General features: G+C 67.4%; 26 protein-coding genes and 2 riboswitches. Of the genes, 12 read left to right on the forward strand and 14 right to left on the reverse strand.

Translation table 11 applies throughout. The features are described from left to right. The 5 genes from U9979_RS03375 to fbaA all read right to left on the reverse strand — a co-directional run. The coding region (locus tag U9979_RS03375; protein WP_322778219.1) for an ATP-binding protein at positions 1–1121 on the reverse strand (1121 nt) is incomplete at its 3' end. 130 nt (positions 1122–1251) lie between these two features. Further along, positions 1252–1683: a DUF3151 domain-containing protein gene (locus U9979_RS03380; protein WP_322778220.1), complete on the reverse strand. Its 432-nt coding sequence runs from the start codon at positions 1681–1683 to the stop codon at positions 1252–1254. A gap of 180 nt (positions 1684–1863) precedes the next feature. Beyond that, positions 1864–2607 (reverse strand): transglycosylase family protein, encoded by a 744-nt coding sequence (locus U9979_RS03385; protein WP_322748726.1) that lies wholly within the window; start codon positions 2605–2607, stop codon positions 1864–1866. A gap of 5 nt (positions 2608–2612) precedes the next feature. Then, positions 2613–2777: riboswitch (cyclic di-AMP (ydaO/yuaA leader) on the reverse strand. A gap of 351 nt (positions 2778–3128) precedes the next feature. After that, entirely contained in the window at positions 3129–3863 is a 735-nt protein-coding gene (locus U9979_RS03390) for a transglycosylase family protein (protein ID WP_416219328.1), read from the reverse strand. A gap of 71 nt (positions 3864–3934) precedes the next feature. After that, positions 3935–4107, reverse strand: a riboswitch (cyclic di-AMP (ydaO/yuaA leader). A gap of 223 nt (positions 4108–4330) precedes the next feature. Next, positions 4331–5368 carry a class II fructose-bisphosphate aldolase gene (gene fbaA, locus U9979_RS03395; RefSeq protein WP_322778222.1) on the reverse strand — a complete coding sequence of 346 codons (1038 nt, stop codon included), beginning with the start codon at positions 5366–5368 and terminating at the stop codon, positions 4331–4333. 163 nt (positions 5369–5531) lie between these two features. Here fbaA and U9979_RS03400 point away from each other — a divergent pair, with 163 nt between their 5' ends. The 5 genes from U9979_RS03400 to U9979_RS03420 all read left to right on the forward strand — a co-directional run bounded on the left by U9979_RS03400 (position 5532) and on the right by U9979_RS03420 (position 10154). Next, a complete protein-coding gene (locus U9979_RS03400) occupies positions 5532–5975 on the forward strand; it encodes a hypothetical protein (RefSeq protein WP_322778223.1) in 444 nt (147 codons plus the stop codon). 120 nt (positions 5976–6095) lie between these two features. Next, positions 6096–6914: a CAP domain-containing protein gene (locus tag U9979_RS03405; RefSeq protein WP_322750381.1), complete on the forward strand. Its 819-nt coding sequence runs from the start codon at positions 6096–6098 to the stop codon at positions 6912–6914. Between the two features lie 320 nt (positions 6915–7234). After that, positions 7235–8317, forward strand: coding sequence for an NAD(P)-dependent oxidoreductase (locus U9979_RS03410; protein ID WP_322778224.1), 1083 nt, complete (start codon positions 7235–7237; stop codon positions 8315–8317). After that, positions 8310–8822, forward strand: a complete 513-nt coding sequence (locus U9979_RS03415; protein WP_322768669.1) for a GNAT family N-acetyltransferase — start codon at positions 8310–8312, stop codon at positions 8820–8822. The genes U9979_RS03410 and U9979_RS03415 overlap by 8 nt, the downstream gene beginning before the upstream one ends. Positions 8823–9056: 234 nt before the next feature. Further along, positions 9057–10154: a nucleotidyltransferase gene (locus tag U9979_RS03420; RefSeq protein WP_416219332.1), complete on the forward strand. Its 1098-nt coding sequence runs from the start codon at positions 9057–9059 to the stop codon at positions 10152–10154. A gap of 53 nt (positions 10155–10207) precedes the next feature. Here the strand turns inward: U9979_RS03420 and U9979_RS03425 are convergent, their stop codons facing one another. From U9979_RS03425 to U9979_RS03435, 3 genes are all read right to left on the reverse strand, one after another. Further along, positions 10208–12364, reverse strand: coding sequence for an MMPL family transporter (locus tag U9979_RS03425; RefSeq protein WP_322778225.1), 2157 nt, complete (start codon positions 12362–12364; stop codon positions 10208–10210). A gap of 142 nt (positions 12365–12506) precedes the next feature. After that, positions 12507–13205, reverse strand: a complete 699-nt coding sequence (locus U9979_RS03430; protein WP_322778226.1) for a RibD family protein — start codon at positions 13203–13205, stop codon at positions 12507–12509. Beyond that, complete coding sequence (locus tag U9979_RS03435; protein ID WP_322778227.1) at positions 13198–14118, reverse strand: pseudouridine-5'-phosphate glycosidase; 921 nt, start codon at positions 14116–14118, stop codon at positions 13198–13200. The genes U9979_RS03430 and U9979_RS03435 overlap by 8 nt, the downstream gene beginning before the upstream one ends. Positions 14119–14257: 139 nt before the next feature. On the opposite strand from U9979_RS03435, the gene U9979_RS03440 reads away from it, so the two are divergent. The 6 genes from U9979_RS03440 to U9979_RS03465 all read left to right on the forward strand — a co-directional run bounded on the left by U9979_RS03440 (position 14258) and on the right by U9979_RS03465 (position 18404). Next, positions 14258–14671: a LysR family transcriptional regulator gene (locus U9979_RS03440; RefSeq protein WP_322778228.1), complete on the forward strand. Its 414-nt coding sequence runs from the start codon at positions 14258–14260 to the stop codon at positions 14669–14671. A 3-nt stretch (positions 14672–14674) separates the two neighbouring features. Continuing rightward, a complete protein-coding gene (locus U9979_RS03445; protein ID WP_322778229.1) occupies positions 14675–14974 on the forward strand; it encodes a hypothetical protein in 300 nt (99 codons plus the stop codon). A gap of 62 nt (positions 14975–15036) precedes the next feature. Next, positions 15037–15843 (forward strand): ABC transporter ATP-binding protein, encoded by an 807-nt coding sequence (locus tag U9979_RS03450; protein ID WP_322778230.1) that lies wholly within the window; start codon positions 15037–15039, stop codon positions 15841–15843. After that, on the forward strand, positions 15840–16133 hold the full coding sequence (locus tag U9979_RS03455) for a hypothetical protein (RefSeq protein ID WP_322778231.1): 294 nt from the start codon (positions 15840–15842) through the stop codon (positions 16131–16133). The genes U9979_RS03450 and U9979_RS03455 overlap by 4 nt, the downstream gene beginning before the upstream one ends. Continuing rightward, complete coding sequence (locus U9979_RS03460) at positions 16130–17587, forward strand: hypothetical protein (protein WP_322778232.1); 1458 nt, start codon at positions 16130–16132, stop codon at positions 17585–17587. Before U9979_RS03455 ends, U9979_RS03460 begins: the two co-directional genes overlap by 4 nt. Before the next feature lie 7 nt (positions 17588–17594). Further along, entirely contained in the window at positions 17595–18404 is an 810-nt protein-coding gene (locus U9979_RS03465) for a hypothetical protein (protein WP_322778233.1), read from the forward strand. A gap of 51 nt (positions 18405–18455) precedes the next feature. On the opposite strand, the gene U9979_RS03470 is transcribed toward U9979_RS03465, so the two are convergent. Then, a complete protein-coding gene (locus U9979_RS03470; protein WP_322778234.1) occupies positions 18456–19268 on the reverse strand; it encodes a polysaccharide deacetylase family protein in 813 nt (270 codons plus the stop codon). A gap of 184 nt (positions 19269–19452) precedes the next feature. On the opposite strand from U9979_RS03470, the gene U9979_RS03475 reads away from it, so the two are divergent. After that, positions 19453–20754 (forward strand): HNH endonuclease signature motif containing protein, encoded by a 1302-nt coding sequence (locus U9979_RS03475; protein ID WP_322778235.1) that lies wholly within the window; start codon positions 19453–19455, stop codon positions 20752–20754. Positions 20755–20782: 28 nt separating this feature from the next. Here the strand turns inward: U9979_RS03475 and clpB are convergent, their stop codons facing one another. The 5 genes from clpB to U9979_RS03500 form a co-directional block, all read right to left on the reverse strand. Then, complete coding sequence (gene clpB, locus U9979_RS03480; RefSeq protein WP_322748414.1) at positions 20783–23389, reverse strand: ATP-dependent chaperone ClpB; 2607 nt, start codon at positions 23387–23389, stop codon at positions 20783–20785. 173 nt (positions 23390–23562) lie between these two features. Beyond that, a complete protein-coding gene (locus U9979_RS03485; RefSeq protein WP_322748415.1) occupies positions 23563–24051 on the reverse strand; it encodes a heat shock protein transcriptional repressor HspR in 489 nt (162 codons plus the stop codon). Beyond that, positions 24048–25226 carry a molecular chaperone DnaJ gene (dnaJ, locus tag U9979_RS03490; protein WP_322754258.1) on the reverse strand — a complete coding sequence of 393 codons (1179 nt, stop codon included), beginning with the start codon at positions 25224–25226 and terminating at the stop codon, positions 24048–24050. The genes U9979_RS03485 and dnaJ overlap by 4 nt, the downstream gene beginning before the upstream one ends. Before the next feature lie 79 nt (positions 25227–25305). Then, complete coding sequence (grpE, locus tag U9979_RS03495; RefSeq protein WP_322778236.1) at positions 25306–26088, reverse strand: nucleotide exchange factor GrpE; 783 nt, start codon at positions 26086–26088, stop codon at positions 25306–25308. Further along, on the reverse strand, positions 26085–26540 hold a 456-nt coding region (locus U9979_RS03500; RefSeq protein ID WP_322778237.1), incomplete at its 5' end, for an Hsp70 family protein. The genes grpE and U9979_RS03500, both read right to left, overlap by 4 nt.

A 26540-nucleotide genomic window follows, 5' to 3' on the forward strand; every position in this document is an offset into this window, starting at 1 on the left:
CAGTAGGGCCCGATCGCCACGACGTCCGGCCCCAGCGAACCGGAGACCGCGAGCCGCCGCAGATGCTCCCGGAACGCCTCTTCCCAGGGCAGACCGAAATGGTCATCGAGGCTTGTGACCAGGACGGGCAGCAGAGCCTCCCCGAGACCGCGGTCGATCTCGGCACGGAACCGGGAAAGCACCCCGAGATAGAAGGCGAGGAAGTTGTCAGCGATGCGGTAGACCCGGCGCCGGCTGCGGGCGGTGTCGGTCACCGGCATGACCCGGTCGACGAGCCGCAGCTCGATGAGCCGGTCCAGGGTGCGGGCCGGCTCAGCCCGGATATGATCCTTGATCTCGTTGTACTGCGTGCGGCCCGCGGCGATGGCATGCAGCACCGCCGCCGGGTACTCACCGTGTTCCACCTCGGTTGCCAGCACGAGTTGTCCCTCGGTGAGCAGCGACGCCCCCGGCCGGCAGGCCAGTCGCCGCAGGTTGTCGGTGACGTCCGCGTTCTGGTCCCACCAGGACAGGTACAGCGGTACTCCGCCGACCAGCCCGTACACGAGGGCTCGGTTGGCCGGGGTGAGCTCGGGCAGCATCAGGGCGGCCTCGTGCGGGCGGAACGGATGCAGCGACAGTGACAGGTCGAACCGACCGTAGAGCGGCGCCCGTTGTTCCTGCAACGCGGTCATGTGCCGCACTGCCGACCCGCACAGCAGCAGTCGTAGCTGTGTCCTGCCCGCCACGCGGTCGAGAAAGGCCCGCAGCACTCCTGGGAGGTCCGGCGATGTCGCGACAATCTCTGGGAACTCGTCCAGGACGACGAGAAGCGGCTCGCGTTCCGCTGCCACCGCCAAGTCGTCCAAGGCGTCGTCCCAGTCGGAATACGGGCGCGTGAGCAGGTCCCGGAACCGTCCGGGGATGCCGGCCGCGACCTGGCGGGACAGCTGCGCCAGTTCTCCTGATGCGGCACGACCGGCACCCGTATGAAAGATCGACCGCCGTCCGTCGGCGAACCGGTGCAACAGGGCGGTTTTACCGACTCTGCGTCGTCCCCATATCACCGCTGGTCGTGGATGGGTCGAGGTCCACCAGCGCTCCAGCGCGGCAAGCTCCTCGACGCGATTGACGAACGCCATTCCGCCCCTGCTTACCTCGCACGCTACTTACATCATTTGTAACTTACCTCGGATGTCAGTAGGCCACCGGGCGGACAGCAGGGTGTCCCGGTCCCCGATCCAGGACGTCAGCAGGACGGTCGTGAGCGGCTCAGGTCTTAAGGCCCAGTACCTCGGCCGCTTCGGGATCGCTGTCGGCGAGGAAGTCCCGGCAGCGGGCGGCCTCCTCGGCCTCACCGATGGCGGCGGCGGCGCGACTGAGCGCCGCGAGCGCGCGTAGGAAGCCCTGGTTGGCCTCGTGGGACCACGGGATTGGCCCATGCCCGTGCCAGCCGGCGCGACGAAGCTGGTCCAAGCCGCGGTGGTATCCGGTCCGTGCGTAGGCGTAGGCCGTGACCGCCGCACCTGCCTCCAGGGCGCGCTCGGCCAGCATCGCCCAGGCGAGGCTTGACTCCGGGAAGCGACCGGCGACCGTCTCCGCGGTCTCGCCGGCGTCGAGCGCTTTGGCGGCAGCCGGATCGAGAGTGAGTTTTGTCGGGGGCGGACCGTCAAGAAGATCCGGCCGTCCAGGGGAGGTCGTCATGGGGTCCATCCTGCCGGATCCCGGTTGCACTGTGCCGAGTGGGGATCGGTCAAAACAGGTTCTCACGCGGCGGACCCGGTGGGAGGGGGGTGGGCCATCGGGTCCGCCGCGGGATCAGGGTTCGAGGGCGAATCCACCTTCGAACAGTCATGGGATGTTACAGGATACGAACCCCTGGGATCACAGGGCGGACGGGCTGGTGACGGTGATGTCCCAGAGGTTCTTACCGACCACACCGGCCTGTCCGTCGTCGACCCGTGTCAGGTAGCTGTACAGCGATGCCAGGCCCTGGGACTCGCCGCCGAAGCGGCCGTCCACCTGCAGAATGAATTTCTTCTCGCGCATCGTGTTCTGCCAGACGTAGGCGTCAGCGCGCACCTCTCCGGCCAGAGCGGTGGAAAGCGTCGTACCGGTGAAGTTCGACGATTCCAGTTGCGCCTTCGCGCGGTCCAAGGTCATTGCGGGCTGTACCGGGGCGATCGCCTGCTGGACTGCCGCGACGTTGGGCACCGTTGCCGGCACTGTTGTCGGCACCTGCGGCGCCGGGCCGTTGTTGGTCAGGCCCATCTTGACCGAGCAGGACGGCCACGGGGACCAGCCGCGAGAGTTGTAGAGCTTGTGGGCTGCGTCGTCCTGCAGCGCCGGCGGGGCGTCACTGGGGAGGCCGGAATAGCCGAGACCGTGCCAGGTTCCGGCGTCGAACTGGTACGCGCCGTAGAACCCGTTACCGGTATTGATGTGATAGTTGCCGCCGGACTCACACTGGCGGAGTTTGGTGAAGTCGTCGGCGGTCGCGGCGCCTGCGGGACTGGCCGCGACGGCGAGACCACTGCCCACGAGTGCTGTGACAGCACCGGTGGTACGCAGGACCTTGACTGCGGTGGACGACTGTTGCGGGGCTCGGTGCCTGCCAACAGACGGCATGTGGGTCGGTCCTTCCCGTCGCCTACGAGGTGAGCTGTCGGGTGCGGGCTGGGAACATGCCCGGCCGGTGACGCCGATGAGCGTCGCCTGCTTTACCCCAAGGACACCGGTGGCCGGTATCCGGATGTGGTTCCCCCGATCCCGTCCGTGCGGCTTCGCGATAGGTCCTGCCGCGGCGGGCGGGGACGGGATTCGGCGTCCGTCCGCGCGGCCTCGCCGATCTGGCGAGTGGGGAGGACTCTAGCGAGCCTGGCCCTTTCGAAGCAAATCGGGGGTGTCGGATGAACTACACGGACCTGGCTTTCACCACCCGAATGGGCTACATGGCCCAAAGACAACACTCTACCCGGCGATTGGGGTGACCCCGATGGGGGGTCGTTTGTGCTGGCTTTTCGTAACACCGAGTGATCGGGCCGGTCGCCGTAGTGCTTTTCTGTTGTGTTTGTTGTCACGCAGGTGGGACCGGCCCGACTCGTCCTCGCGGGGTCTATATCAGTTCGCGGCCGTCAGCTGCCGGCTGTTCAGCTGAAGGTGATCCCCCAGGTCTCCGGCCCACAGATTCCGTCGACCGCCAGGCCCTTGTCGGCCTGCAGGCGGCTGGCCGCGCCGGCCGACTCAGGTCCATACCGACCGTCAATTTGGATCTTGTAGCCAAGACTGTTCATCTGGTGCTGCCACGACCGAACGTCTGACCGCACCTGATCGACGAGGTCGGCGGTAAGGGGCCTCGCATCAGCGGAGTTCGACGAGATGTCCGTGCTCACCGTGCGCCATTGCCAGCGCGAGGAACCGCTCCTGCCGTACGAGGGTGCCTGCGACGAGTCGGTGTCGGATGAGCTCGAGTCCGATGCGCTGGTGTCCGGTGCATCCCTGCTGTCACCGCTGTCACCGCTGCCGGTGCCCGATGCGCCGGGACTTGCGGTGCCGGCCGGGTTGGTGCCGCCCCCGAGTTGGTCGGCGCCCATGCCCTTGCCGCAGGCAGGCCACTGGCCGAAGCCGGCGCGGGCGGCGAGCTTGATCGCGGCTGCATCCTGGGTGCCGGGGGCCGCGCTGCTGGGCAGGCCGGTGAAGCCCAGGCCCTGCCAGGTGCCCAGCGAGAACTGGTAAGCGCCGTAGTAGCCGTTGCCGCTGTTCGCCCCATAGTCACCGCCGGACTCGCATTGGCGAAGCCCCTCCCAGGTCGTGGCGGCGCTGGCCGGTTGGGACATCGCGATGCCGCCACTGATCGCGGCGACCAGAGCCGGGGTCACCACCATGGCCCGGGTGCGGATCCGAGCCCGGCGAACTCCACGATGTCGGCCACGAGAACGTGTACTGGACATATTGGTAATGCCCTTCCCCACGCCTGCGAGGTGAGCTGTCGGATTCGGGCTGGGACTGCCCGGCCGCTTTCACGGCTTCACCCCGAGGACGCCCGATATCGACGTCCGAAAGTGGGTCCCCCGTTCCTGCCGCAAGTTTGGTTTTCGTCGAGCGAGGGCAGGATTCGGCGTGCCGCCCGACGTGTCCCCATCGTATCGACGGGCACGGCGCAGACCATAACCAGAATTGCTGGTGGCTGAACAAGCCGTGAATGCGGTTCGTGACTATGCGCACATCGCGCTGTCCACTCTTGCCGTTCCTCGAGATCGACTGCTAACGCGCGCATGCATGCGCTCAGCTTGCTTGCAGGCGGCCGAAGGAGGCGCGAAAAGCGATGTCGCGCCTCCTTCGGCCGGATGGGTCAGCTGGTCAGCGAACGCCCCGCCGAGCGCAGGTCTGCGCAGGCCTGCGCGACACGGGCGGCCATACCGGACTCGGCTGCCTTGCCGTAGCTGCGTGGGTCGTACTGCTTTTTCACACCTACTTCGCCGTCCACTTTCAGTACGCCGGCGTAGTTCTTGAAGACATGGTCGGCGATCGGCCGGGTGTATGCGTACTGGGTATCGGTGTCCACATTCATCTTGACAACGCCGTAGTCCAGCGTCTCGCGGATTTCGGCCAGGTCGGAACCGCTACCGCCGTGAAACACCAGGTCGAAGGGCTTGGCGTCGACTGGCAGACCGAGCTGCTGCGCGACATACTGCTGCCCGTCCCGAAGGATTCCCGGACGGAGTTTCACATTGCCCGGCTTGTATACACCGTGCACATTTCCGAAGGTTGCGGCGAGCATGTAGCGGCCCCGTTCGCCGGTGCCGAGAACCTCGGCGGTGCGCCACATGTCCGTCGGCGTGGTGTAAAGTTTCTCGTCAATCGCACCGACGACACCGTCCTCCTCGCCGCCGACGACACCGATCTCCACCTCCAGGACGATCTTGGCCTGGTGGCATTCGATCAGGAGGCCGTCGGCAATTTTGAGATTCTCCTCCAGCTCGACTGCCGATCCATCCCACATATGTGAGTGGAACAGCGGATCCCGCCCTTCGCGGAGAACCCGGTCCTTGGAGATCGCAAGCAGGGGGCGCAGATAGGTGTCGAGTTTGTCCGCGGGGCAGTGGTCGGTGTGCAGGGCGATATTGACCGGGTACGCTTTGGCGACATGGTGGGCGAATTCGGCGAGTGCTTGCGCGCCGAGGACCATGTTCTTCACCCGGGTGCCGGAGAGGAACTCGGCACCGCCGGTGGAGACCTGCACGATGCCGTCGCTGCCGGCATCGGCGAAGCCCTTCAGGGCTGCATTCAGGGTCTCCGACGACGTAACGTTGATCGCCGGGTAGGCGAATGCCTCGGTCTTGGCCCGGTCAAGCATCTGTGCGTAGACGTCCGGGGTGGCGATGGGCATGGTTGTGGCTCCTGTGGGCAGTAGGAGTTGCGTGTCCGTTAGGTCGATAATTGGCCGATTTGGATATGAACGGCGGACTGGAGTCGCGCGAAGGGTACGATGATCGAGCCTTCGGGGGCAGACAGGCTCGAACCGTGCGAGTGTGGATGGCCTGTCCGGAGCGGTGCTCTATGCCGTCATCTTCACGCTCGTCTTCGTCGACAGCGGCATCCTCGTCGTTTTCTGGCTGCCTGGTGACACGATCCTGGTCGCCGCCGGCATGCTCGCGGCCGACCCGGATGCGGGCGTGTCGTCTGGTGCCCCCACGCCCGGGATCCCGCTGGTCGCGACCGCTGGCGCCGTAATGGGTCATGTTAGCGCGCTGCCCTTGGACGGGCCCCGTCTTGAACGGCGTCACGTCCGGATACTTGCCCGTCCTGATGTGTCCTACCAGCACTTTGGCACTCTGGCCCCGCATGTGGCCCGGTCTGTCCGACGGGTGCGGACGTTTGCCCCCTGTTGCCGGGCACTCCTGGGCGTCACCCGGGGCAGCCGGCCAGGGCCGTTGGTCGCCCGTCCGACACGGCATGTTGTCGGGTGGATCCGAGGTGGCGCCACACTGGCCTGATCTGCTCATGATTATTCGGTTAAAAGCGATACGGGATGGCTCACCGTGCCTAGTACTCGCTACCCTTGTCCCGGATGCAGGGGGCATAGCGCGGGGGGGACCGACCACACGGAAGGTTCCATGGTTCGACATCGCAAGCACCGCCGTTCCCGGCAGGGATGGTCCGGCGCCGTCCTGGCAGTCTTCGTTTTCGTTCTCGCCACCGTCGGGTTGCTCCTGGCCCAGCTCGTCCACGGGGGAGGGCCCGCGGCCGCGACCAGTCCTGGGGCTTCGTCCCCGGCTCTGGTGTCCTCGACGTCACCGGTTGATCCCGCGCAGGGGTCTGTACCGCCACAGACCGTCGATCGTGGCACGGTTGGTGAGACCGTTCACATGCGCACCGCTGTCAAACCTGGCGGGTGGCCGTGGGCGGCGTCGCTCCCACCGAGCTCGCCGCCGTGGTCCACACCGGTCGCGGACGCCACGGCGGGCGGCCCGGCGGCCACAGCCGCACCGGTCGCTCCGGTCGCTCCTCCTACAGCGGCTACGCCGGGTACCGCCACCGAGCCGACATCGGCAGACCCGGCTTCCCAGGTGGTAGCGCTCACGAACGCCGAACGGGCCAAGGCCGGCTGCGCTGCGCTGACCGTCGACTCCAGGCTGACCACCGCGGCGCAGGCGCACAGCGACGACATGGCGACGCATAACTACTTCAGCCACACGAGCCAGGACGGGCGCACGCCCTTTCAACGCATGGCTGCTGCCGGGTACCAGTTCTCGATCGCCGCGGAGAACATCGCCGCTGGGCAGCGCACTCCGACCGAGGTCATGGCGGGCTGGATGAACAGTTCCGGGCACCGGGAGAACATCCTCAACTGCTCGTTGAAGCAGATCGGCGTCGGTTACGGCACCGGGGGCAGTTACGGGACGTACTGGACGCAGGATTTCGGGACGCCGTAAGAGCGATTAGAGAGCTACTTAAAGTAAGATGTCGGCGGTTGAGGTGTGGATGCCGGCGCTGCACCGGGCTGGTGGCCGCGGCCGAGTCGTCGCGGCCGCCGGTGCCTGAAACCAGTTACTCTTGGGCTCCGATCACGTAGGGTCGATATCGTGCGACCGGAACGACCTGTCTGCGTGCTCGGCGTGACGGTACGTTAGGCCTGTCTGATAGACCTTGAGGTATCCGGGTGTCGTCTTGGCGGGGAGTCCGGTGGATCGGGAAGCGATCTTCCGGGAAGGCCGATTACCGGGATCGGGGATCTGCCGGGTAGGTCCCAGGGGTGAGAGGGGACGACGTGGCTCGCGCGGTGGTGACCGGCGCCGGGGGATTCATCGGGGACGCGGTCGTGCACGAGTTCCGCCGACGCGGCTACGATGTTGTGCCGATAGACGTCCGCCGTGGTCCTGGCATCGTCGTGGCCGACGTCACCCATCCCGGTGACTGGGAGAAACTGCTCACCGGGGCGGATCTTGTCGTGCACGCGGCGGCCGTCGGCACAGGTGGCGGTGGCGAGCTGGCCGCGGTCCGAGCCGGCGTGCCGAGCCGGCCGCTACCGGTTGCGGACAGTGAAATGCGTAGGATCACGGTAGCCGGCACCACTGGCGTGTTGGACGCATGCCACCGCGCCGGCGTCGGTCGCGTTGTTCACATGTCCTGTGTGAGTGTGCTGGGCCCTTCCTTCCCTGCCGACGCTGACGAGGCCGTGCCCGTCACCATGACCGGTCTGGCGCGGGCTGACGCGCTGGCTGCGGCCGAGCACGCAGCCGTGGCCGCAGCCTCCCGCGGTCTGGCGGTGACAGTGCTACGGGTCGGCGACGCGTACGGACCACGGGCCGGTCGATGGACCCTGTGGCCGCTGCTGCTGTTGCGGGCCGGCCGCTTCGTCCTGGTGGACTCCGGCCGCGGGATCCTGAGCCCCGTCCACGTCGACGATCTGGTGTCGGCGGTCGTCGCGGTCATGGACTGCCCGGCGGCGGTTGGTGAGATCCTGCATGTCACGGGTGGGGCGGGTGTTTCGGCATCCGACTTCTTCGGCCGATACGCGCGGATGGCCGGCGTGGCCTTGCCGGGCTCGGTGCCGGCGGCGTTTGTTCGTGCGCTCGACTCGGCGGACCGGCTGCTGGTCGGGCGCAGGTGGTTGTCCGGACGGGTGAGCTCGCGTCTACACCCCCGAGTTTATGTTGATCTTGGACCGCTCGCGTTGGCTGAGCTGGCCCGAACGGGCACCTACTCGATCGCCAAGATCAGAAACCTGGCCGGCTGGGCGCCCCGCGTCGGCCTCGACGAGGGGATGGCACGCACCGAGGTGCTGCTGCGGGAGCGGGGACTGCTCGGCGTCGTGGAGCCCGCCCGCCGTGGGTGAAGGGCCGACCCTGACGACATCGAGGTTGCTTGCGCTTCCCCTGACGGTGTGGAACGCCGGCTTCGTGGCCGAGGAGCTGGGACCGGTGCTGGCGGGCGCGTGCCTGCACCAGGCGCAGGGGATCGCTGTCGACGTCGCCGATGATCCGACCGATGCGTTGCGGCGTGATCTGCGTCGCCGGGCCGGCGGAGGGCGCGGCGTGATGACCTGGACGGTGCGTGGTGAGGACTCGGTGGCCGTCGGTCTGCTGGCGGTGGACGCCGTCGACCGGCGGGCACTGGTGTCGGTGTCCATCGGGCGTCCCTACCGGCGCCGGGGGTACGCGACCGAGGCCCTGCGGGCGCTGGCCGGCTGGCTGGAGTTCCGCGGCCAGGTGGTCGTCGAGGCCCGGGTGCGTGTCGGTGACCGAACGGGTGAGCGCCTGGCCGTGGCGACCGCATTCGTGCCCGCGGACATCGTGTTGTCCGGTGGCTGGCGGGTCTGGTTCCGGCCGCCCCCTCCGTAACGTCACATCCACTGCCTCACCACTTCCGTAATTCCACCGGATCTGTGACTTTGGGTAACCAGACTGGACCCGATGTTTACCCCGCTGCAGGATGCGGCACCATAGATGCGATGTCGCGAATGGGACGGTGTGAGCCAGCCGCCCAGTTCACGCGTCCGTGTCGGTTGGCCATCGGCGCGTGTCATGGATGGGGGACCGTACGGTTGGCGCGAAGGCGCCTGGGAGGTTCTCAGAGTGAGCGTGGAAACCCGGCGTGAAGTCGCACCCGTGGACAGTCCGGACGTGCCAGGCCTGATGCGGCCGCGTGGGTCTGAGGTCACATATGATCATTTGATCATTCCGCCGCACTGGCGCCGTTCGGACGAGACCGGGCCAGGAGCACACAACCCGCTGTTCCCGGATGATCCAGGGGCCGGTCCGTTTAACCCGCAGACCGGTCCCATCACAGGTGCGATGACCGGTCCCCTGCTGGTGGGCACGACCGCGCGCGCCTTCGCCAAGCTCGACGACCTGATCCGCCTCAACGTCGACGACCGCGCGGTCATCGACGCCCGTCGGGACGACGCCGAGCAGGCCCTACGGGCGATCTTTCCACCGCGCTGCGCGCTGCCGTTGGTCGGTGTGGCTACCATCGGTTCCGCGGGGCGCGACACGATGATCCGCCCGCTGGACGAGGTTGACATCTTCGTGGTGTTCAGCGCAGCGAACAGCGCCTGGAAGCGCTTCCGCTGGGACTCACGTGACCTGCTGCTCTGCGTTCGCAACGCGATCGGTGGCGAGCGCATCCAGACGATCGGCACGCGTGGCCAGGCCATGCGCATCGTCTACAACTCGGCGCCGGACGTCCATCTCGTGCCTGCCTTCGACCATCCACGGGCAGGCTACGTCATGCCCGACTGCGTCGGCGGCTGGCTGCCGACCCGGCCGGAGCGGCACGCGAGCTGGATGGCGGACGCCGGCCCACGGGTCGCTTCGGCGGTTCGGCTGCTCAAGGCGTGGAATCGGGTCTGCGGCAGCCATCTGCGTTCGTTCCACCTGGAGGCGCTCGCGGGCAAGGTTCTGATCAACCGCGGGCTGAACACTCGGCAGGCGCTGGCGGAGGTCTTCCGGCACGTCGAGAACAAGGGGTTCACCGCCTACGACCCGGCGGAGGTCGGCGGCGACCTGTCGACCTACCTGCAGGGGGACGACTGCGACGCGCTCGCGGAGTCGGTGCGGTTCGCGCGCGTCCACGCTGATGATGCTGTTGAGGCGGAGCAGGCGGGTCGGCACGAGGATGCCGTCAACCTGTGGCGGCAGGTTTTCGGGCCGGAGTTTCCGACCTTCGGGTAAGAACCCGTTTTAGCCCTGTTTCAGACCTGGCCGGCGGATGACAGGCGGTGCGATCATGGTTCTCTTCGCACCGCCGGCGGCCCCACAAGAACCTCGTTGCCGGCGCTACCTACGCTACCGGGGGGATCGGTGCCGGCTGCCGTTCCCGGCGGCTCCGCAGGCAGCCTTGCCAGGCGGCTCGGCCACCAGATCTTCGGGCCGATGTCGAGCGCCAGCGCGGGCACGAGGATCGAGCGCACCACGAAGGTGTCGACCAGCACTCCGAACGCCACCAGAAAGCCCACCTCCGCGAGCTGCACCAGTGGAAGGATGAACAGTACCGAGAAGGTGGCCGCCAGCACGACTCCCGCCGAGGTGATGACGCCGCCGGTGACGGCCAGCCCGCGGCGCGCGCCTGCTCGGGGGCCGAGTCTCTCGGCTTCTTCCCGAACCCTGATCATCAGGAAGATGTTGTAGTCGATTCCCAGCGCCACCAGGAATATGAATCCCAGTAGCGGCAGGGACGGGTCGGCTCCGGCAAAGCCGAACAGCCAGTCATAGGCGAGTGCACTGGCGCCGAGCGCGGCGAGGAACGAGAGCACCACGGTTGCGATCAGGAGTAGTGGAGCGACCACCGCTCTCAGGAGCAACCCGAGAATCACGGCCAGGACTCCCAGGACCACCGGGATGATCACTTTCTGGTCGCGTACGGAGGCGGTGCGTACGTCCAGGTTCACCGCCGTGGTTCCGCCGACCAGCGCGTCCGCGGCAGGTATCGCGTGGACGGCACCCCGGAGCGTTTTGATCGTGTCGAAGGACGCCTGTGTGTCGGGCGGTTGTGCGAGAATAACGATGAACTGGACCAGGGTCGCTCCGCGGCCGGTTTCCCCGACAGCGGTGACCGCGGGATTCCTACGAATGGTGGAAAGCACGTCGTCCGCGGCCGTGATATTGGCGATGACATATGTTGGCGCGGTCGCGCCGGCCGGGAAACTTCGCTGCACGAGTTCCTGACCCACCACGGAATCCACCGGTTTGGTGAATCCCTGGTCCCCGCGCAGGCTGGTGTTCAGGTGCAGGGTCGCGAACGCGAGCCCGGTAAGCATCAGGGTGGTCGCGATCCACACGAGGCGGGGCCGCGCGGCAATTCTGGCGCCGGCACGTGACCAGAAGCCGGATTCCTCGACGGTGCCCGCGCCGTAACCGGGGATGAACGGCCAGAACAGCCGCCGGCCGCACGCGACGAGTGCGGCCGGGAGAAGCGTCATCATCGTCACCAGCGCTGCGGCTATTCCGATGGCGCCCACCGGGCCGAGACCACGGTCGGAGTTGAGGTCGCCTAACAGCATGCACAGCAGGCCTGCGATGACGGTCGCGGCGGAGGCGACGATTGCCGGCCCGGCCCGCCGGATCGCGACCCGCATCGCCTCGTACACGCTTTCGTAGCGGGTCAGTTCTTCTCGGTATCGAGCGATGAGCAGGAGCGCATAGTCGGCGCCGGCGCCGAACACGAGCACCCGTAATATCCCGGCGCTCTGCCCATTGACGGTCAGGCCGCCGTACCTGGCTCCGAGGTAGGTCAGTGCGGTGGCCGCCTGGTCTGCGATGGCGACCGACAGCAGCGGCGCCAGCCACAGGAAAGGGCTGCGGTAGACGATCAGTAGAATGGCCGCGACGACCCCGGCGGTGACGAACAGCAGTGTGGTGTCCACTCCGCTGAACACGTCATAGGAGTCGGTCAGCAGGCCGGCTGGTCCGGCCAGGCCGGTCTGAAGTCCGGGCGGCGCCGCGTGACGCACGATCCGCCGGATCTCCTTGACGTCGTCGGTGAAATCCACGATGTCGGCCCGTTGCGCGAGGCTGATGCTCAGCAGCAACGCGTTGCCGCTGGGGGACGGGACGGGCCCGACGACCGGGATGACGGAGAACCGCTGGAGTTCGTGGCTGAGCGTTTCGGCTGTCGCCCGGTCGGCGGGGGTCAGCTCGGGATCACGGGCGAGGACGACGATTGCGGGTACCGCGTCCCCACCCGGCAGGAGCTTCTCGGCCGTGAGCACGCGGGTGGACTCGGCGTCGGTGGGCAGGAAGGCTGAGGCGTCGTTCGTCTGCGCGCCGGTCAGCCTGCCGGCGAGTGGGGTGGCGACGACCGCTATGATGATCCATAGCAGGAGGGTCACCCACGTGAGTCGCGGCCGGGCCGGCTTTGCCGCGATCTTCCAGGCTTTCGCCACCAGCGCCCTCCGCGTCCCGTCTCCGGTCCCAGACACCGATGGTCGCAGTACGGCCACGTCACGCGGTAGTGATACGGCAGCCTCCGCTTCCTGTGGGCAGCAGCTTCCGTAGGCAAGGGCATGGGCGTGCCGGCCGGACGGTTCACACCGGGGTCGTCCCGGCGGGCGGGCCGAGCAGGTAGGACAGCAGGACCACGTCGCCGATCCGGCGGACCTCGGCCAGCTCCATCCGGTGGCCCGGATGGTGCGGGAACGTGCCGTTGCCGACGAAGCGGGGCGCGGCCGGGTCGCCGACGAAGAACGGCGCGATCACCAGGTGGATCTCGTCCGCGAGCCCGGCGGTGAGGAACCGGGTGTGGACCGTGCCGCCGCCTTCGACCATCAGCCGGCGCACGCCACGGGCGGCGAGGTCGGCCAGGACGACGGTCAGGTCGAGTGGGTCCCCGGCGTCCACGATGGATGCCACGTCGGCGAGGCGCTCCCGGGCCCGGGCCGCCGCGGGGCTGGCAGCGTAGACGATTTTTTCAATCATCCCCTCGGTGAAGAAGGCCGCTGTCGGGTCGAGCTCGCCGCGGCTGGTGATAGTGATCTTAATTGGGCTTTCCGGCAGGCCGCGGGCCGTCCGCTCCTCGCGGCGGGTCGTCGACCGGACCATCAGCCGGGGGTTGTCACGACGGACGGTGTTCGCGCCTACCAGGATGGCGTCGACACCGGCACGGACCTCGTCGACCCGGTCGAAGTCGGCGTCGTTGGACACCAGCAGGCGTCGGTCGGTGGCGTCGTCGATGTAGCCGTCCACGGACATGGCGACCGACAGCAGGACGTACGGGCGTTCAGCCACGCGGGACTCCAGCGTCGGTGGACCAGGCGGTGGCGATGTCGGCGGCGACGATGACGTTGTTGCGGACGACCGCGATGTTCGTCGCCAGGCTGGCACCGGAGGTTTCGCGGTGGAAGGTCTCTAGCAGGAACGGGGTGACGGCCTTCCCGCGTAGGTCGCGGCGGGCGGCCTCGGCCAGCGCGTCGGTGAGGACCCGGTCGTGCAGGTCACGGTCGAGCTGCTCGGTCTCGGGTACCGGGTTGGCGACGATCACGGCCGAGCGCAGGCCGAGGGCGTCGGCATCCGCCATGACGGACGCGACCTGGTGCGCTGCGTCCACCCGCCAGTCGAGCGTGAATCCAGTGCGTGACCGGTAGAACCCGGGAAAGATGTCCGTCCGCCAGCCGAGCAGCGTCACCCCGAGGGTTTCCAGCCTTTCCAGGGTCGCGCCGACGTCCAGGATCGATTTCACCCCCGCGCAGACCACGGTGATCGGGGTGCGGGCCAGTGTCACCAGGTCGGCGGACTCATCGGCGCTGTCGGCCCAGCCGCGGTGCACCCCGCCGAGTCCGCCGGTCGCGAACACACGGATGCCGGCGCGGGCGGCCAGCACAGACGTGGCGGCGACCGTGGTCGCGCCGGTGCGGCGCAGCGCGGCGGCGACCGGGAGATCACGGACGGACAGTTTCGCCACCTCGGGCTCGTCCGCGATGCGCGTGAGCGCGTTCACATCCAGGCCGATCATGGGTGTACCGTCGATCACCGCGATCGTCGCCGGGGTCACCCCGCGCTGGCGCACCAGGGCTTCCAGTTCGACCGCGACCTCCCGGTTGCGGGGGCGCGGCAGGCCGTGGGCGATCAGCGTCGACTCGAGCGCGACCACCGGGCGTCCCGCATCCAGCGCCACCCGGACCTCGTCGCCAACTGCAAACATTCGCACTGCCCGAAGGTACATCCCGCATCCATCCGTGCGCAGTTCGCCCGAACAGATGTGTTTCCGGTGCCAACGAAATCCGCATCCGCAGCGTCTACATGGTGAGACCCGCGGAACCGGCTCGGTAATGGGGGCATGAGTGTTGAACCTCGTCCATCTGGAGACCTTCGTCCATGTCCTGCGTGCCGGATCGATCTCTCGCGCCGCCGGCGATCTTCACTATGCACAGTCCAGTGTGACGGCCCACATCCAGGCGCTCGAGCGGGAATTCAACGAAAAGCTTCTCGATCGTAACCACGCTGGTGTCACGGCGACGCCGGCTGGTGATCAATTGCATTACTTCGCACAGATGATTCTCGGCCTTCACGGTCAGCTGCGGGCCGCGATCGTATCGGGTAGATCTTCGCCTGTCGCCGGCTCCACCGCGGGCCATCCCATCGGAATCCCTGATGCCTCGACCGTCGCGGAGGTCTTGCCGCGACACTTCGTTCCGCTGGAAGGTGAGGTGCCCGGCGGGTCCGCCGGAGGAGATCTCAGTAGCGAGAAAGGCTAGGCGATGATTGCTGTTGTCGGGCGTGCGGAGGACCTGCTCCTCCATGGCGCCGTATCGGCTCAGGAGGGTCTTGCGTCCGGAATCATGGGCGCGCAGAGCCTCCTGCAGCGCAAGTACGCCGAGAGTAAGGTGGTGTGGTTCGCCATCGTTATCGTAGTTGCGATCTTCCTGGGCCTCGCGCTGGCCGCATACCTCACCGTCCAGTGCTGGCACCGTGGCTATGCTGGCTTCAGCGGTCTGGTCAACTGGCACTTCACCAGCTGGACTCACTTCAATGTCGAGGTGCATTTCGCCTGCGTATAGAAAAATTCGGCTAGCGCGACCAAAAAAATGACATGAATGTGGCGCGGGACAGGGGATGGAATATGAGTTCGGCCCTGGCGGTCGTGGATCTGACAAAAAAATACGGACAGTTCACTGCGGTTCGTGAGGTCACGTTCGCGGTTCCGGCCGGATCCGTCGTCGGCCTTCTGGGTCCCAACGGATCGGGAAAGTCCTCTGTCCTGCACTGCATTACCGGCATCGTCGCGCTGACTGCGGGAACCATCACGATGGGTGGGTACCCGCATCACGCGGCGGCCGCCAAGGCAATATTGGGATTCGTTCCAGACGATCTTTCGCTTCCGATGAATCTGACGGGAGCCGAGTACCTCGACCTCGTCCGTCGCCTGCAGCCTGCCTGTGACCGTTCACTGATGCGCGAGTTGCTGGAACTGCTCGGCCTGGAAGCTGCGACGGGTAAGTTGGTCGCCGAGTACTCCCATGGGATGAAGCGGAAACTGCAGATGGTTGCCGCGATGTCCCATTCGCCCTCCCTGCTGATCCTGGATGAGCCGTTCCGGGGGCTCGACCCCGAAGCGCACCTCATCCTCCGCACGCTGATGGATTCGTTCGTCGCCGCCGGTGGCGGAGTTCTGGTGGCGACCCACGATCTGGTCGCGGCGCAGACGTACTGCCACACGGTATCTATCTTCTGCGAAGGCGAGATCGCGGCTGCAGGTGCACCATTGGAACTGATGATGGAGTATGATCGTTCCTCTCTTGAAGAAGTCTTCCTCGCAGCGGCCGGCATCGAGGAACGCACGAAGCAGGTCCAACAGCGTATCAGCGAGATAAGGCTTCACACGAGCCGTAATAGTGCCCATGATCGACAGGGAAGGCCAACGGGATGAACGGTCGTGGAGTATTCAGAGCGTTCGGTGCCGGCATGCTGGTGGGCGGCGTCCTCCTCTTCGTTGTCATCATGGGAGGAGTCGTCGTCGCGGTGTCCGGTCACCACAATGTCGACATTCCCCTTCTGATGACTGCGCGTTCCGGTACGGGGAGCGACATCCTGGGCCTCGCAGTTCAGCCTGTGGGCTTTCTTCTGTGGCTCGTCGCCGTCTCGTTCATCATCGGTCTGCCGCTGGCGCTCGTAGGCCGTCGTGGCAGTGCGGACGGGCGGGAGAGGGACCAGCGATGAGGCAGGTACTCGCCTGCGCCCGAGCCATGATGCAGGGCTGGCGCCACGAGATGATCCGCACCCTGGGCAACAGTCTCTGGGCCTACCGCGCCCTGCTGGCGGCGTTCGCGCTGGCAGCGGCGGGCTGGATCGCGCTGGCTGTAACGGCCCGGAATTCATTCGGTATACAGAATCTGCATGCGACCGGCCTGCAGGCGATGCTCCTACTGACCACATTCAACCTTGTGCTCGGACTCACCGCTGTACTGACCGTTGGTCTGATGATTCTCGTGCCTGAGGAAACCGCGTTCGGCACTCTGCTCGCCACCATGCCGATGCGTCCGGTTCTGCGTCGGCTGGCGCTCGACGGTGCGGTCGTCCTCTTCGCGCTGGGTCTCAGCGTTCTGGTGTCCGCGCCGTTCATCTGGTTGTCCGTCACATCGGTGACCGGCGTGGGTAGCGTGATCGTGGTGCTCGTCTGCTGGCTGGTGCTGGCCGTCGCAGGGGTCCTGGTCGGCCTTGCGCTGCACCGTGCCGCAACCTGGATGATCTGTATGGTGACCCGGCTGCCGCGCACCCTCGCCCGTGCGGTGTCCGCACTCGTGGTCATCGGCGCGGTCGGCCAGCAGACAATGGGTAGCCAATTTGTCAATGGTGGGAAGCCCGCGCTCCAAAGAACCCTGGAACCGCTGGCCCATGCTGTGATCCAGAGACCGCTCGTGGCGTTCGCAGTGGCTCTGGGTATTGGCGTCGGCAGCGTCGGCGTGTGGTGGTGCACGGCACTGCTTGGTATGGGAGCTGCGCGGATGGGCGGGGTGAGGCTGATCGGACCGTACGCCGGGACGCTACGACATCGGCCGCGATCATTGCCGGTCCTGGAGCTCGTACAGTTGGTACGGCATCCCGCCAACCTGTCGACGCTGATGGTGCTTGGTGGGGCGAGTCTGGCCGCTGTGGCGTCCAGTGCGGTCCGTGACGCCCTGCTGTGGCCGCTGGGCGCCGGGCTACTTCTGAGTGTCGGGTCGGTACTCTTCGTCGGCAGTTACGGCGCGACCTGGACCCACCATTGGCTCTTCCGAACAGCCAGCGTGCGGCCGACCATCTGGGTGAACTCCAAGTGGCTGGCCGCGATCGGGCTCTGGGCGGGAGTGCTGGCTACACTGTGTATTGCGTTCACCGCCACTCCGTTGTGGAACATGAAGCTTGTCTGGGGACTGGTTCCGCAACTGCTCCCGGCGTTCGCTGTCAGCATGTTGGTCGGCCTGGTGATTCCCGTCAGTGACGAGCAGCCGATGTCGTCCATGGCGGCCGTCACTCTGGCAGGAGTCGGCGGCATCGGTACCGCGATTGCAGTCACAAAGATCAGCGGTGACTCCACGGTCATTTCGTTGGCGGTATCCGGCGTCATCCTGGGTGTCGCGCTGTACGGATACGGCCAGTTGGCCCGGTGGCGCGAGCGGGATCTTGTCTTCTGATCCCGTGGTGGTTCGCACCGTGATGCTCGCTCTGCCCCGACCTGGCGAGGTGATCGATCCACACCGGGCGATGCAGGTACGGATCGAGCTCGACGCGTGGCACACACTTGACCTCTTGGGGAGCGGCCCGAAACCTGCTTCCCGTTTGTGGCATGAAACCACCGCTGACTGCGCATCGGCCCAACTTGTCACGCTCGCCGGGCACGGCCTGGTGCATCTGCGTTTTCCCCGCGGTAGCCTGGCTCGCCAGGTGCTGAGCGCGCTCCGCCGCGGCACCGACCATGAGCTTCGTATGCTCACGGCACTCAGCCTTCGCAGAGTCCACGTCCCTGTCTGCCGGTGGCCGTCCATAACGGCTCGCTGCCTGTTGGTGGTGCTGCGTGCCTGGGCCGGTGTACTCGCTCTCGCCGGCGCGGCAATGTTCACTACCGCACTGGCGTTGACCGGCTCACCTCTGCGCGCCTTGCCCCCCGCACTCGCCCCGCTGGTCCTTGTCACCACGATCGCGGTTCACGAAGCCGCCCACCTGATCGCCGTCCGCACGGTGACGGGGAATCCGGGCTGTGGCGCCCTGCTCGTCGGCCTGTTCCGACTGTCTGTGATCCGCCCGGAGCTGACAGGCAGAGCCCTGCGCATCGTGGCCGCCGCCGGACCGTCGGCGGGCTTCAGCTGCGGACTCCTCGCCTGCCCGCTACTGGCGATCGATCCCCTGTGTGGCCTGACCGCGTTGCTCTCCTGTGCACTGCACCTGGCCAACCTGACACCACGTGCCCCGGACGGCCAGCAGCTGTGGTATCAGCGCCCAACGCCGCGCTGAACCGTGACCACCGGCACAGCCCTCCGCTCACGGGGCCGCGTCTCATCGGGATCAGGCGAACAGGTCGCGCACCGTGACCGGGCGGAGCCCCTTCTGTTCCAGGCCGGCGACGATCCGTGGCAGGGCCGGAATTGTACCGGCATGCCCGAAGTGCAGGCTTATCACCGAGCCGGGTTGGACCGTTGCCAGTGTGCGCGTGACCACAGCGTCGGCACCGGGGTCGGTGTAGTCGAGGGGATCCACATCGTAGGACAGACAGTGTGCGTAACCGGCGCGGCCGGCCTCGGCGAGTACCGCCGGGGTGCTGTGGTGCATCGCCGACGGCCGGAAGTAGTCCCCCGGTCCGCCGGTCACCCGGTCCATGATCTCTTGCGAGCGCTCCACCTCCGTGCGCACCACGGAAACGCTCTGCCGGTCGAGATCGGCGAGATGGGTGTACGTGTGGTTCCCGATCTCGTGCCCGCCATCTCTGACGCGACGGGCGTAGTCCGGATACCGCTCCAGCCAGTTGCACACGAACATGCAGGTAATCGGTACACGTGCCTGTGCCACGGCGGCGAGGAGCCCGTCGACCAAGGCGATGTCACCGTTGGTGTGGAATGTCAGGGCCACCTCCGGGCGTCCTGAACTCGCGCGCATCAGTTCGGTTGCGGGCCCGCCCGCCGCGGTCGGCGTCAACGCGGTTGCCGACGGTTGCGCCGGTTGGGAGGCGGCTGCGGGTGCCGCCGGCGCGGGCGAGGGTGCGCCTGCCTCGGGTTGGGCTCCGGCTCGACCGGCGTTGCTTGCGGTCGCCGAGCATCCCATGAGAGTCACGGCGGCCCCGGCCATCAGGATGCGACGGGTCGGCCGACCGGGAATACACACCGGCACACTCTAGCGCCGCTACCCGCATCACAGCCTGGCGTCCACAGCCTGGCGTCCACAACCTGGCGTCACAGCGCTGGGTCGGATCACGAGCGCGGGTTCGGCATGTCGTCGACGGGTTGATCGTGGCCGAATCGTCAGCTACACTTCGAACATAAGTTCGACCTTCGGCGGGAGTGGCGGTATGACCGGCGGTATGACCGGCGGTATGACCGGCAGCGGGTTGGCTGACCTACCCGGGCTGCGGGGCATGGCGGCCGGGTTCGATCCGTCGGAATTGTCAGCACAGGACGTGGCGGAGTTTGTCATGGAGTTGCGTCGGTTCACCAACGCCTTGGAGGCATTGTGGATGCGCTCGATCGAGCGTCTGGACACGTCGCGATGGTGGCAGGTCGACGGTTTCCTGTCCGTGCAGGCGTGGCTGCGCTCCCGTTGCGGGGTGTCGCGGTCGGCAGGGTCGGCAGTGCTGCGCGCGAGTCGGGAGCTGGCGGTGTTACCAGAACTGACGGCCGCGTTCCGCGAGGGTGATGTGTCCTTCGCCCATGTTCGTGCGGTGACCTCGGCGGTGACGCCACAACGTCGGGAGGCGGCGATCAAATCCCATGGGATGTTCACATTTGCGGCTCGGGGGACGGACCCGGCGACGTTGGGGCGGGTCGTGCGTTACTGGGCCCAGGCCTCTGATCCCGACGGCGCGGACAGAGACCGTGACAGGGCACATCGGGCCCGCGGATTGATCGTTTCATCCTCGGTTGAGGGCAAGGTGTTCCTGGATGCACAGTTCGACGCCGAGGGTGGAGAGACCGTCACCGCGGCGTTGGACGCGGCGATGGGAGGCGCACCCACAGCGGGCGATGACCGGTCAAAGGCGCAGCGGCGGGCGGATGCCCTGATCGAAATCGCCAGGCATTACCTGGGCCAGGCAGATCTTTCCCAGGTGCATGGACATCGTCCCCAGCTGACCGCAGTGGTCGATGTCGCGACGCTGGTACCGCCGCCGGGGCAACCGCGCGTCGACTGGGTCGGACCCGCTGCGGCGCGATCGCAGGGACGCGAGCCCACAACGGAACCCGGTGGGGAGCTCCCCACCGGGTTCACCGCCCGGGCGGGCTTCGCCGGTGGCGGGCTCATCGGTCACGCCGCCGCCCGGAGACTGGCCTGCGACGCGCGGGTGACCCGGCTGTTGACCTGGGGTGACAGCGAGATTCTGGAGCTGGGCCGAGCCACTCCTACTGTTTCTCCAGCGCAGTACCGTGCGCTGGAGCTCCGCGACGGTGGATGCGTCTATCCGGGATGCGATCGTCCGCCCTCTTTCTGCGACAGCCATCATCTCGTGCACTGGATTGATGGGGGACCCACCGACCTCGCCAACCTCGTCCTCCAGTGCGGGCGACATCACCGTAGGCTCCATGAGGATGGCGAGATCCTCCAGCGCGATGACACCGGCAACTGGCGGATCCGAACGGCCACTGTCGGGCCATCGTGATGAACCCATCGTGGTGAACCCGGCTGGGTCACGCCGCGCGGACGGCCGGTTGAACACGGAGGCCGGGTCGGTCCGGGTCGACCTCCACGACGACTTCGTCGCCGTCCCGCACGATGCCGGCGAGCAGCTCCCGGGCGAGCGAGTCGCCGATCGAGGTCTGCACCAGCCGGCGCAGCGGGCGTGCCCCGAAGACCGGATCAAAGCCGGCGTCGGCGAGCCAGGCCCGCGCTGAGTCCGTGACTGTGAGCGTGATGCGCCGGTCGGTAAGCCGAGCCCGCAGCCGGTCGAGCTGGAGGTCGACGATGCGGGCGAGATCTTCTTTGGCCAGCTGATCGAAGACCAGAACGTCGTCAAGTCGGTTGAGGAACTCGGGCTTGAACGCCTCCCGGACGATGACCATCACCGAGTCGCGTCGCACCTGGGGTGACAGGGTCGGGTCCGCGATGAACTGCGACCCGAGGTTGGATGTCATTACCACGATCGTGCTGCGGAAGTCGACCGTTCTGCCCTGACCGTCGGTGAGGCGTCCGTCGTCGAGCACCTGCAGCAGAATGTCGAAGACGTCGGGATGCGCCTTCTCGACCTCGTCCAGCAGAATCACGCTGTACGGACGCCGGCGGATGGCCTCGGTGAGCTGCCCGCCGGACTCGAACCCGATATAGCCGGGCGGCGCGCCGATAAGCCTGGCCACCGAGTGCTTCTCGGCGTATTCGCTCATGTCGATGCGCACCACGGCCCGTTCGTCGTCGAACAGGAAGTCGGCGAGTGCCCTCGCCAGCTCGGTTTTTCCGACGCCGGTGGGACCAAGGAAGAGGAACGAGCCGGTCGGCCGATCCGGGTCGGAGATGCCGGCGCGAGCGCGGCGCACGGCGTCGGAGACAGCACCTACCGCGGCATGCTGCCCGATCACGCGGGCGTGCAGTTCGTCCTCCATGCGGAGCAGTTTGGCGCTCTCACCCTCCAGGAGCCGGCCGGCGGGAATGCCGGTCCAGGATGCGACAACCTCGGCGACGTCGTCCGGGCCGACCTCCTCCTTCAGCATCGCGCCGCCGGGCTCGTCTGGGCCGGGTAGCGCGTCGGTTGCCGCCGCGAGCCGCTTCTCCAGCATCGGGATCATGCCGTAACGCAGCTCGCCGGCCTTGGCCAGGTCAAGATCCCGTTCGGCGACCTCGACGGCGCGCTTGGCGTTCTCCAGCTCTTCCTTGACCTTCTGCACCTCGACGATGGAACTCTTCTCCGCCTGCCACCTGGCGGTGAGACTTGTCAGCTCCGCCCGCTTGTCGACCCGCTCGCGCTGGAGGCGGCCCAGCCGCTCCTTCGACGCGTCGTCGCTCTCCTTGGACAGCGCCATCTCCTCGATCTCCAGACGCCGGACGGCCCGTTCCAGCTCGTCGATGGCCACGGGTCGGCTGTCGATCTCCATCCGGAGGCGGGATGCGGCCTCGTCCACCAGGTCGATTGCCTTGTCGGGCAGGAACCGCCCGCTGACGTACCGGTCGGAGAGGGTGGCCGCGGCGACGAGGGCCGCATCGGTGATCCGCACGCCGTGGTGCACCTCGTACCGCTCTTTGAGCCCGCGCAGGATACCGATGGTGTCCTCGGCCGAGGGCTCGCCGACCAGTACCGGCTGGAATCGGCGCTCCAGGGCCGGGTCCTTCTCGATGCGGGTGCGGTACTCGTTGAGGGTTGTTGCGCCGATCATTCGCAGCTCGCCGCGGGCGAGCATGGGCTTGAGCATGTTGCCCGCGTCCATGGCACCTTCGGCGGCGCCGGCACCGACCACCGTGTGCAGCTCGTCGATGAACGTGATGAGCCGACCTTCGGCGGACCGGATCTCGTTGAGAACGGCCCGTAGCCGTTCCTCGAATTCACCGCGCAGTTTCGACCCGGCCACCATCGACCCGAGGTCGAGCGACACGATGCGGCGGTCGCGCAGGGACTCTGGAACGTCACCGGCGACGACCCGCAGTGCGAGCCCTTCGACGATCGCGGTCTTGCCGACGCCGGGCTCGCCGATGAGGACGGGGTTGTTCTTCGTCCGTCTCGACAGGACCTGCACAACCCGCCGAATCTCGGCGTCGCGGCCGATGACCGGATCGAGCTTGCCGGCTCGAGCCTGCTCGGTGAGGTCGACGGAGAACTTCTCCAACGCCCGGTAGGAGTCCTCGGGATCGCGGCTGGTCACCCGGTGGACGCCGCCGCGGACAGTTTCGAAGGCACCACGCAGGGTTTCAGCGGTTGCGCCGAACTCGGTGAGCACCCGCGCCGCCTCGCCCCCCTCCTCTGCGAGCGCGACCAACAGGTGCTCCACTGAGGTGTACTCGTCGCCGAGCCGCTTCGCCTGCCGCTCGGCGTTGTCCAGGACGGTGATGAGCTGCCGGGACAGCTGAGGTGGGGAGACGCTGGCGCCGGTGGCGTGCGGCAGCCGGCTGACCGCGGCCTCGGCACGGGCGCGTACCTGGGCAAGCGGGGCCCCGGTGACGTCAAGGAGGTCGACTGCGACCCCGCCCGACTGACTCAGGACGGCTACGAGGAGATGTAGCGGGTCGACGAGCGGTGAGCCGTCGCCGGTAGCGCGGCTGACTGCGGAGGAGAGTGCTTCCTGGGAGCGAGCGGTGAGCCGGTCCACGTTCATGGGAGTCCTAGAATGATCGTTTAGTTGATTCCATCTTCATTAACGCTCAGAATAGTTGAGTCGTTCCGGCTTAAGATTGGGTCTCGCAAGGCAGTCGGGTCCAGCAGCAGCGGGCGCGGCGCTGTCGTGCCTGGGTTGTCTTGCCTGGGCGCAGGTGGCTGGGCGCAGGTGGTCTAACGACGCGGGCCGGGTCGCCAGACCACGATCGCACCGCGGTCGACCGGAACAAGATCCCGCCGGTGGCTCTTGTGCGCCTCGGCCACCCGGCGTTCGGCGTCGGCGCGGGCCAGAGCCAGCTCCTCGGTAAGTTGGCGGACCTGCGCCTGTAGGATCATCACCTGGCTGCCCAGCTCCAGGATCCGGCGGATCCCCGCAAGGTTGACCCCCTCCTCCTGGGACAGCCGTTGTACCTCCCGCAGCAGCGCCACATCCCGGACGGAGTACCGCCGGCCGCGTCCGGATGTGCGACCCGGAGTCACCAGCCCCAGCCGGTCGTAGGCCCGCAGCGTCTGCGGGTGCATGCCGGCCAGCTGCGCGGCAATGGAGATCACATACACGGGAGTGTCGTCGTCGTGCGCCGGCCCGGGGCCGGGCCGGGGTGCCGCAGGCAGACCGTTCGGTGGGAGCGGCGGATCGGCCGTTCGGCTCGGCCGTGGTTTCATGGCCGGCCCTCCATCTGTGCCATCAGCGACGTGCGTGGATCTTCGGGATGGGCGTGCGCGAACTCCTGTAGCGCGGTGCGGGCCTTGGGGGAGAGGTCAGCGGGCCGTGGCACCGTGACTTCGATCGTCACGATGAGGTCACCGTGGCCGTGGCCGCCCCGCGGCACCCCGCGGTCCCGAACCCGCAGGCGCTGCCCGCTCGACGTTCCGGACGGAACCTTCACCGTCAGCGGGGCACCGTCGATCGTCGGAACCTTGACCGATGCACCCAGCGCGGCTTCGGTGAAGGTCACCGGCAGGATGATCGTCAGGTTGTGCCCCTCACGGCCGAAAACCGGGTGGGCCAGCACGTGGACGGTGACTTCGAGGTCACCGGACTGCCCGCCGCGTTCACCCGGCGATCCGCGGCCCCGGACCCGGAGCCGTTGACCGTCCGCGACCCCTGGTGGGATACGGATCCGCTGTTCGCGTTCCCGCCGTCCCGTGCCCAGGCAGCTCGGGCACGGTGATTCAATGATCGTCCCCTTGCCGATGCAGTCACGGCACGGCTCCGACAGGGCAAACCCACCCTGCGAACGGGACACCACGCCCAGGCCCCGGCAGGTCGTGCATGTTCGCGGCATCGTGCCCGGCCGGGCGCCGCTTCCCACGCAGGTGACGCAGGTCGCGGCGCCCGGCAGGCGGACGGTGGCCTCAAGCCCGGTCAGGGTCTTCTCGAACGGGATCGTGACCTCGGCCGCGATGTCGCTGCCACGGCGAGGGCCACGGCCGCTTGGCGACCGTTGGAAGAGGTTGTCGAACAGACCCCCGAGGCCGCCGGGACCGGGGCCCGCGCCGGCCCCGCCCAGCAGGTCATCCAGGTTGAACGCACCGCCTGCGCCGTACCCGCCCGGTTGGTAGCCGTAACCACCCGTGGGATGGCCCGCGGTGCCACCCGCGGCGAACAGCGCCCGCGCCTCGTCGTACTCCCGGCGCCGGGACTCGTCCGACAGCACGTCGTAGGCCTCGGAGACCTCCTTGAAGCGCGCCTCTGCCTTCGGGTCATCGGGGTTCTTGTCCGGATGCAGCTCGAGGGCAAGCCGGCGGTAGGCCTTCTTGATATCGGTAGCCGAGGCGTCCTTGGGGACGCCGAGAGCGGCGTAGTAATCCTTTTCGACCATGTCACGAACACTCACGGCGCCCCTCCTTTCACCATCATGTCGTGTATCGACGCTCGAAGCGGACCTTGTCTGGCAAAAGGGCGGATGGCATCGACTACTCGACGGCTTCCGTCGCGCCGCCTCCCGCATTCGGCGTGCTTCCCGCCGTCGCGTCTCGCACGCTCTGGTTCATGTCAGCCTCGATGGCAGTCTCGGCGGCCGCACCCGCATCCGCGTCGGCATCCGCGTCGGCATCCGGCGCCGGCTCCGCGACCGATACCTGGGCCGGGCGCAGTACCCGACCGGCGTGGCGATAGCCGGCGCGGAAGACGTCCACGCAGGTCGACCGGGTCACCTGCGAGGAGTAGGTGTGCATGAGCGCGTCGTGGATCAACGGGTCGAACTCGTCGCCCTGGGAGCCGAACCGCTCAAGGCCGGCGGTCTCAAGCGCGCTCTCCAGCGACTCGGCGACCGCCTTGAACGGACCCTCCAGATCGCCATGGTCACGTGCCCGGCCGATGTCGTCGAGGGTGGGCAGCAGCACCGCCAGCAGCTTTCCCGTCGCCTGCTCGGCCATGACCTGGCGGTCCCGCTCGACGCGGCGGCGGTAGTTGTCGAACTCGGCCTTGAGCCGCTGGAGGTCGGCGGTGCGTTCGACGACCTGCTGACGCAGGGACTCCAGCAACTCCCCACCGTCGGTTGCGGCGCCCACGCTCGCGGCGCCTGCAGGGCTCGCGGCCGCCGCGGCGGCGTCGCCAGTAGCCTTTGTCTCCACCCGGATGGCGTCCCCTCGTACCTGCCCGCTCTCGGGATCAATGCGGCGCTTGTCCCGGACGATCACGGGTTCGTCCGGCGTGGACATGCTGAGCGTCCAGTCATCCCCGCGCGCCGAGGTCACTTCTTGTCCTCCTCGTCCACTATCTCGGCGTCCACGACGTCGTCGTCCGTGCCCGGACCGCCCGCGCCGGCCGGACCGCCTGCTCCGCCCGCGCCCTGCGCATCGGCGTAGAGCGACTGACCCATCGCGGAGCTGGCCTTGGCGAGCTCGCCGGTGGCCTCGCGAATGGCCGCGATGTCGGTACCGCCGACCGCCGCGCGCAGCGTCGACAGCTTCTCCTCCACATCGACCTTGATCGCTGCTTCGATCTTGTCGCCGTTCTCGGCCAGGAACCGCTCGGTGGAGTACACGAGCGTTTCGCCCTGGTTGCGGGTCTCGGCCTCCTCGCGGCGCTTGCGGTCCTCCTCGGCATACTGCTCGGCGTCACGGACCATCTTGTCGATGTCGTCCTTGGGTAGCGCCGAACCGCCTGTGATCGTCATCGACTGTTCCTTGCCGGTGCCCAGGTCCTT

This window comes from Protofrankia sp. Cas4, assembly GCF_963555915.1.
In the GTDB taxonomy this organism is placed as follows: Bacteria; Actinomycetota; Actinomycetes; order Frankiales; family Frankiaceae; genus Protofrankia.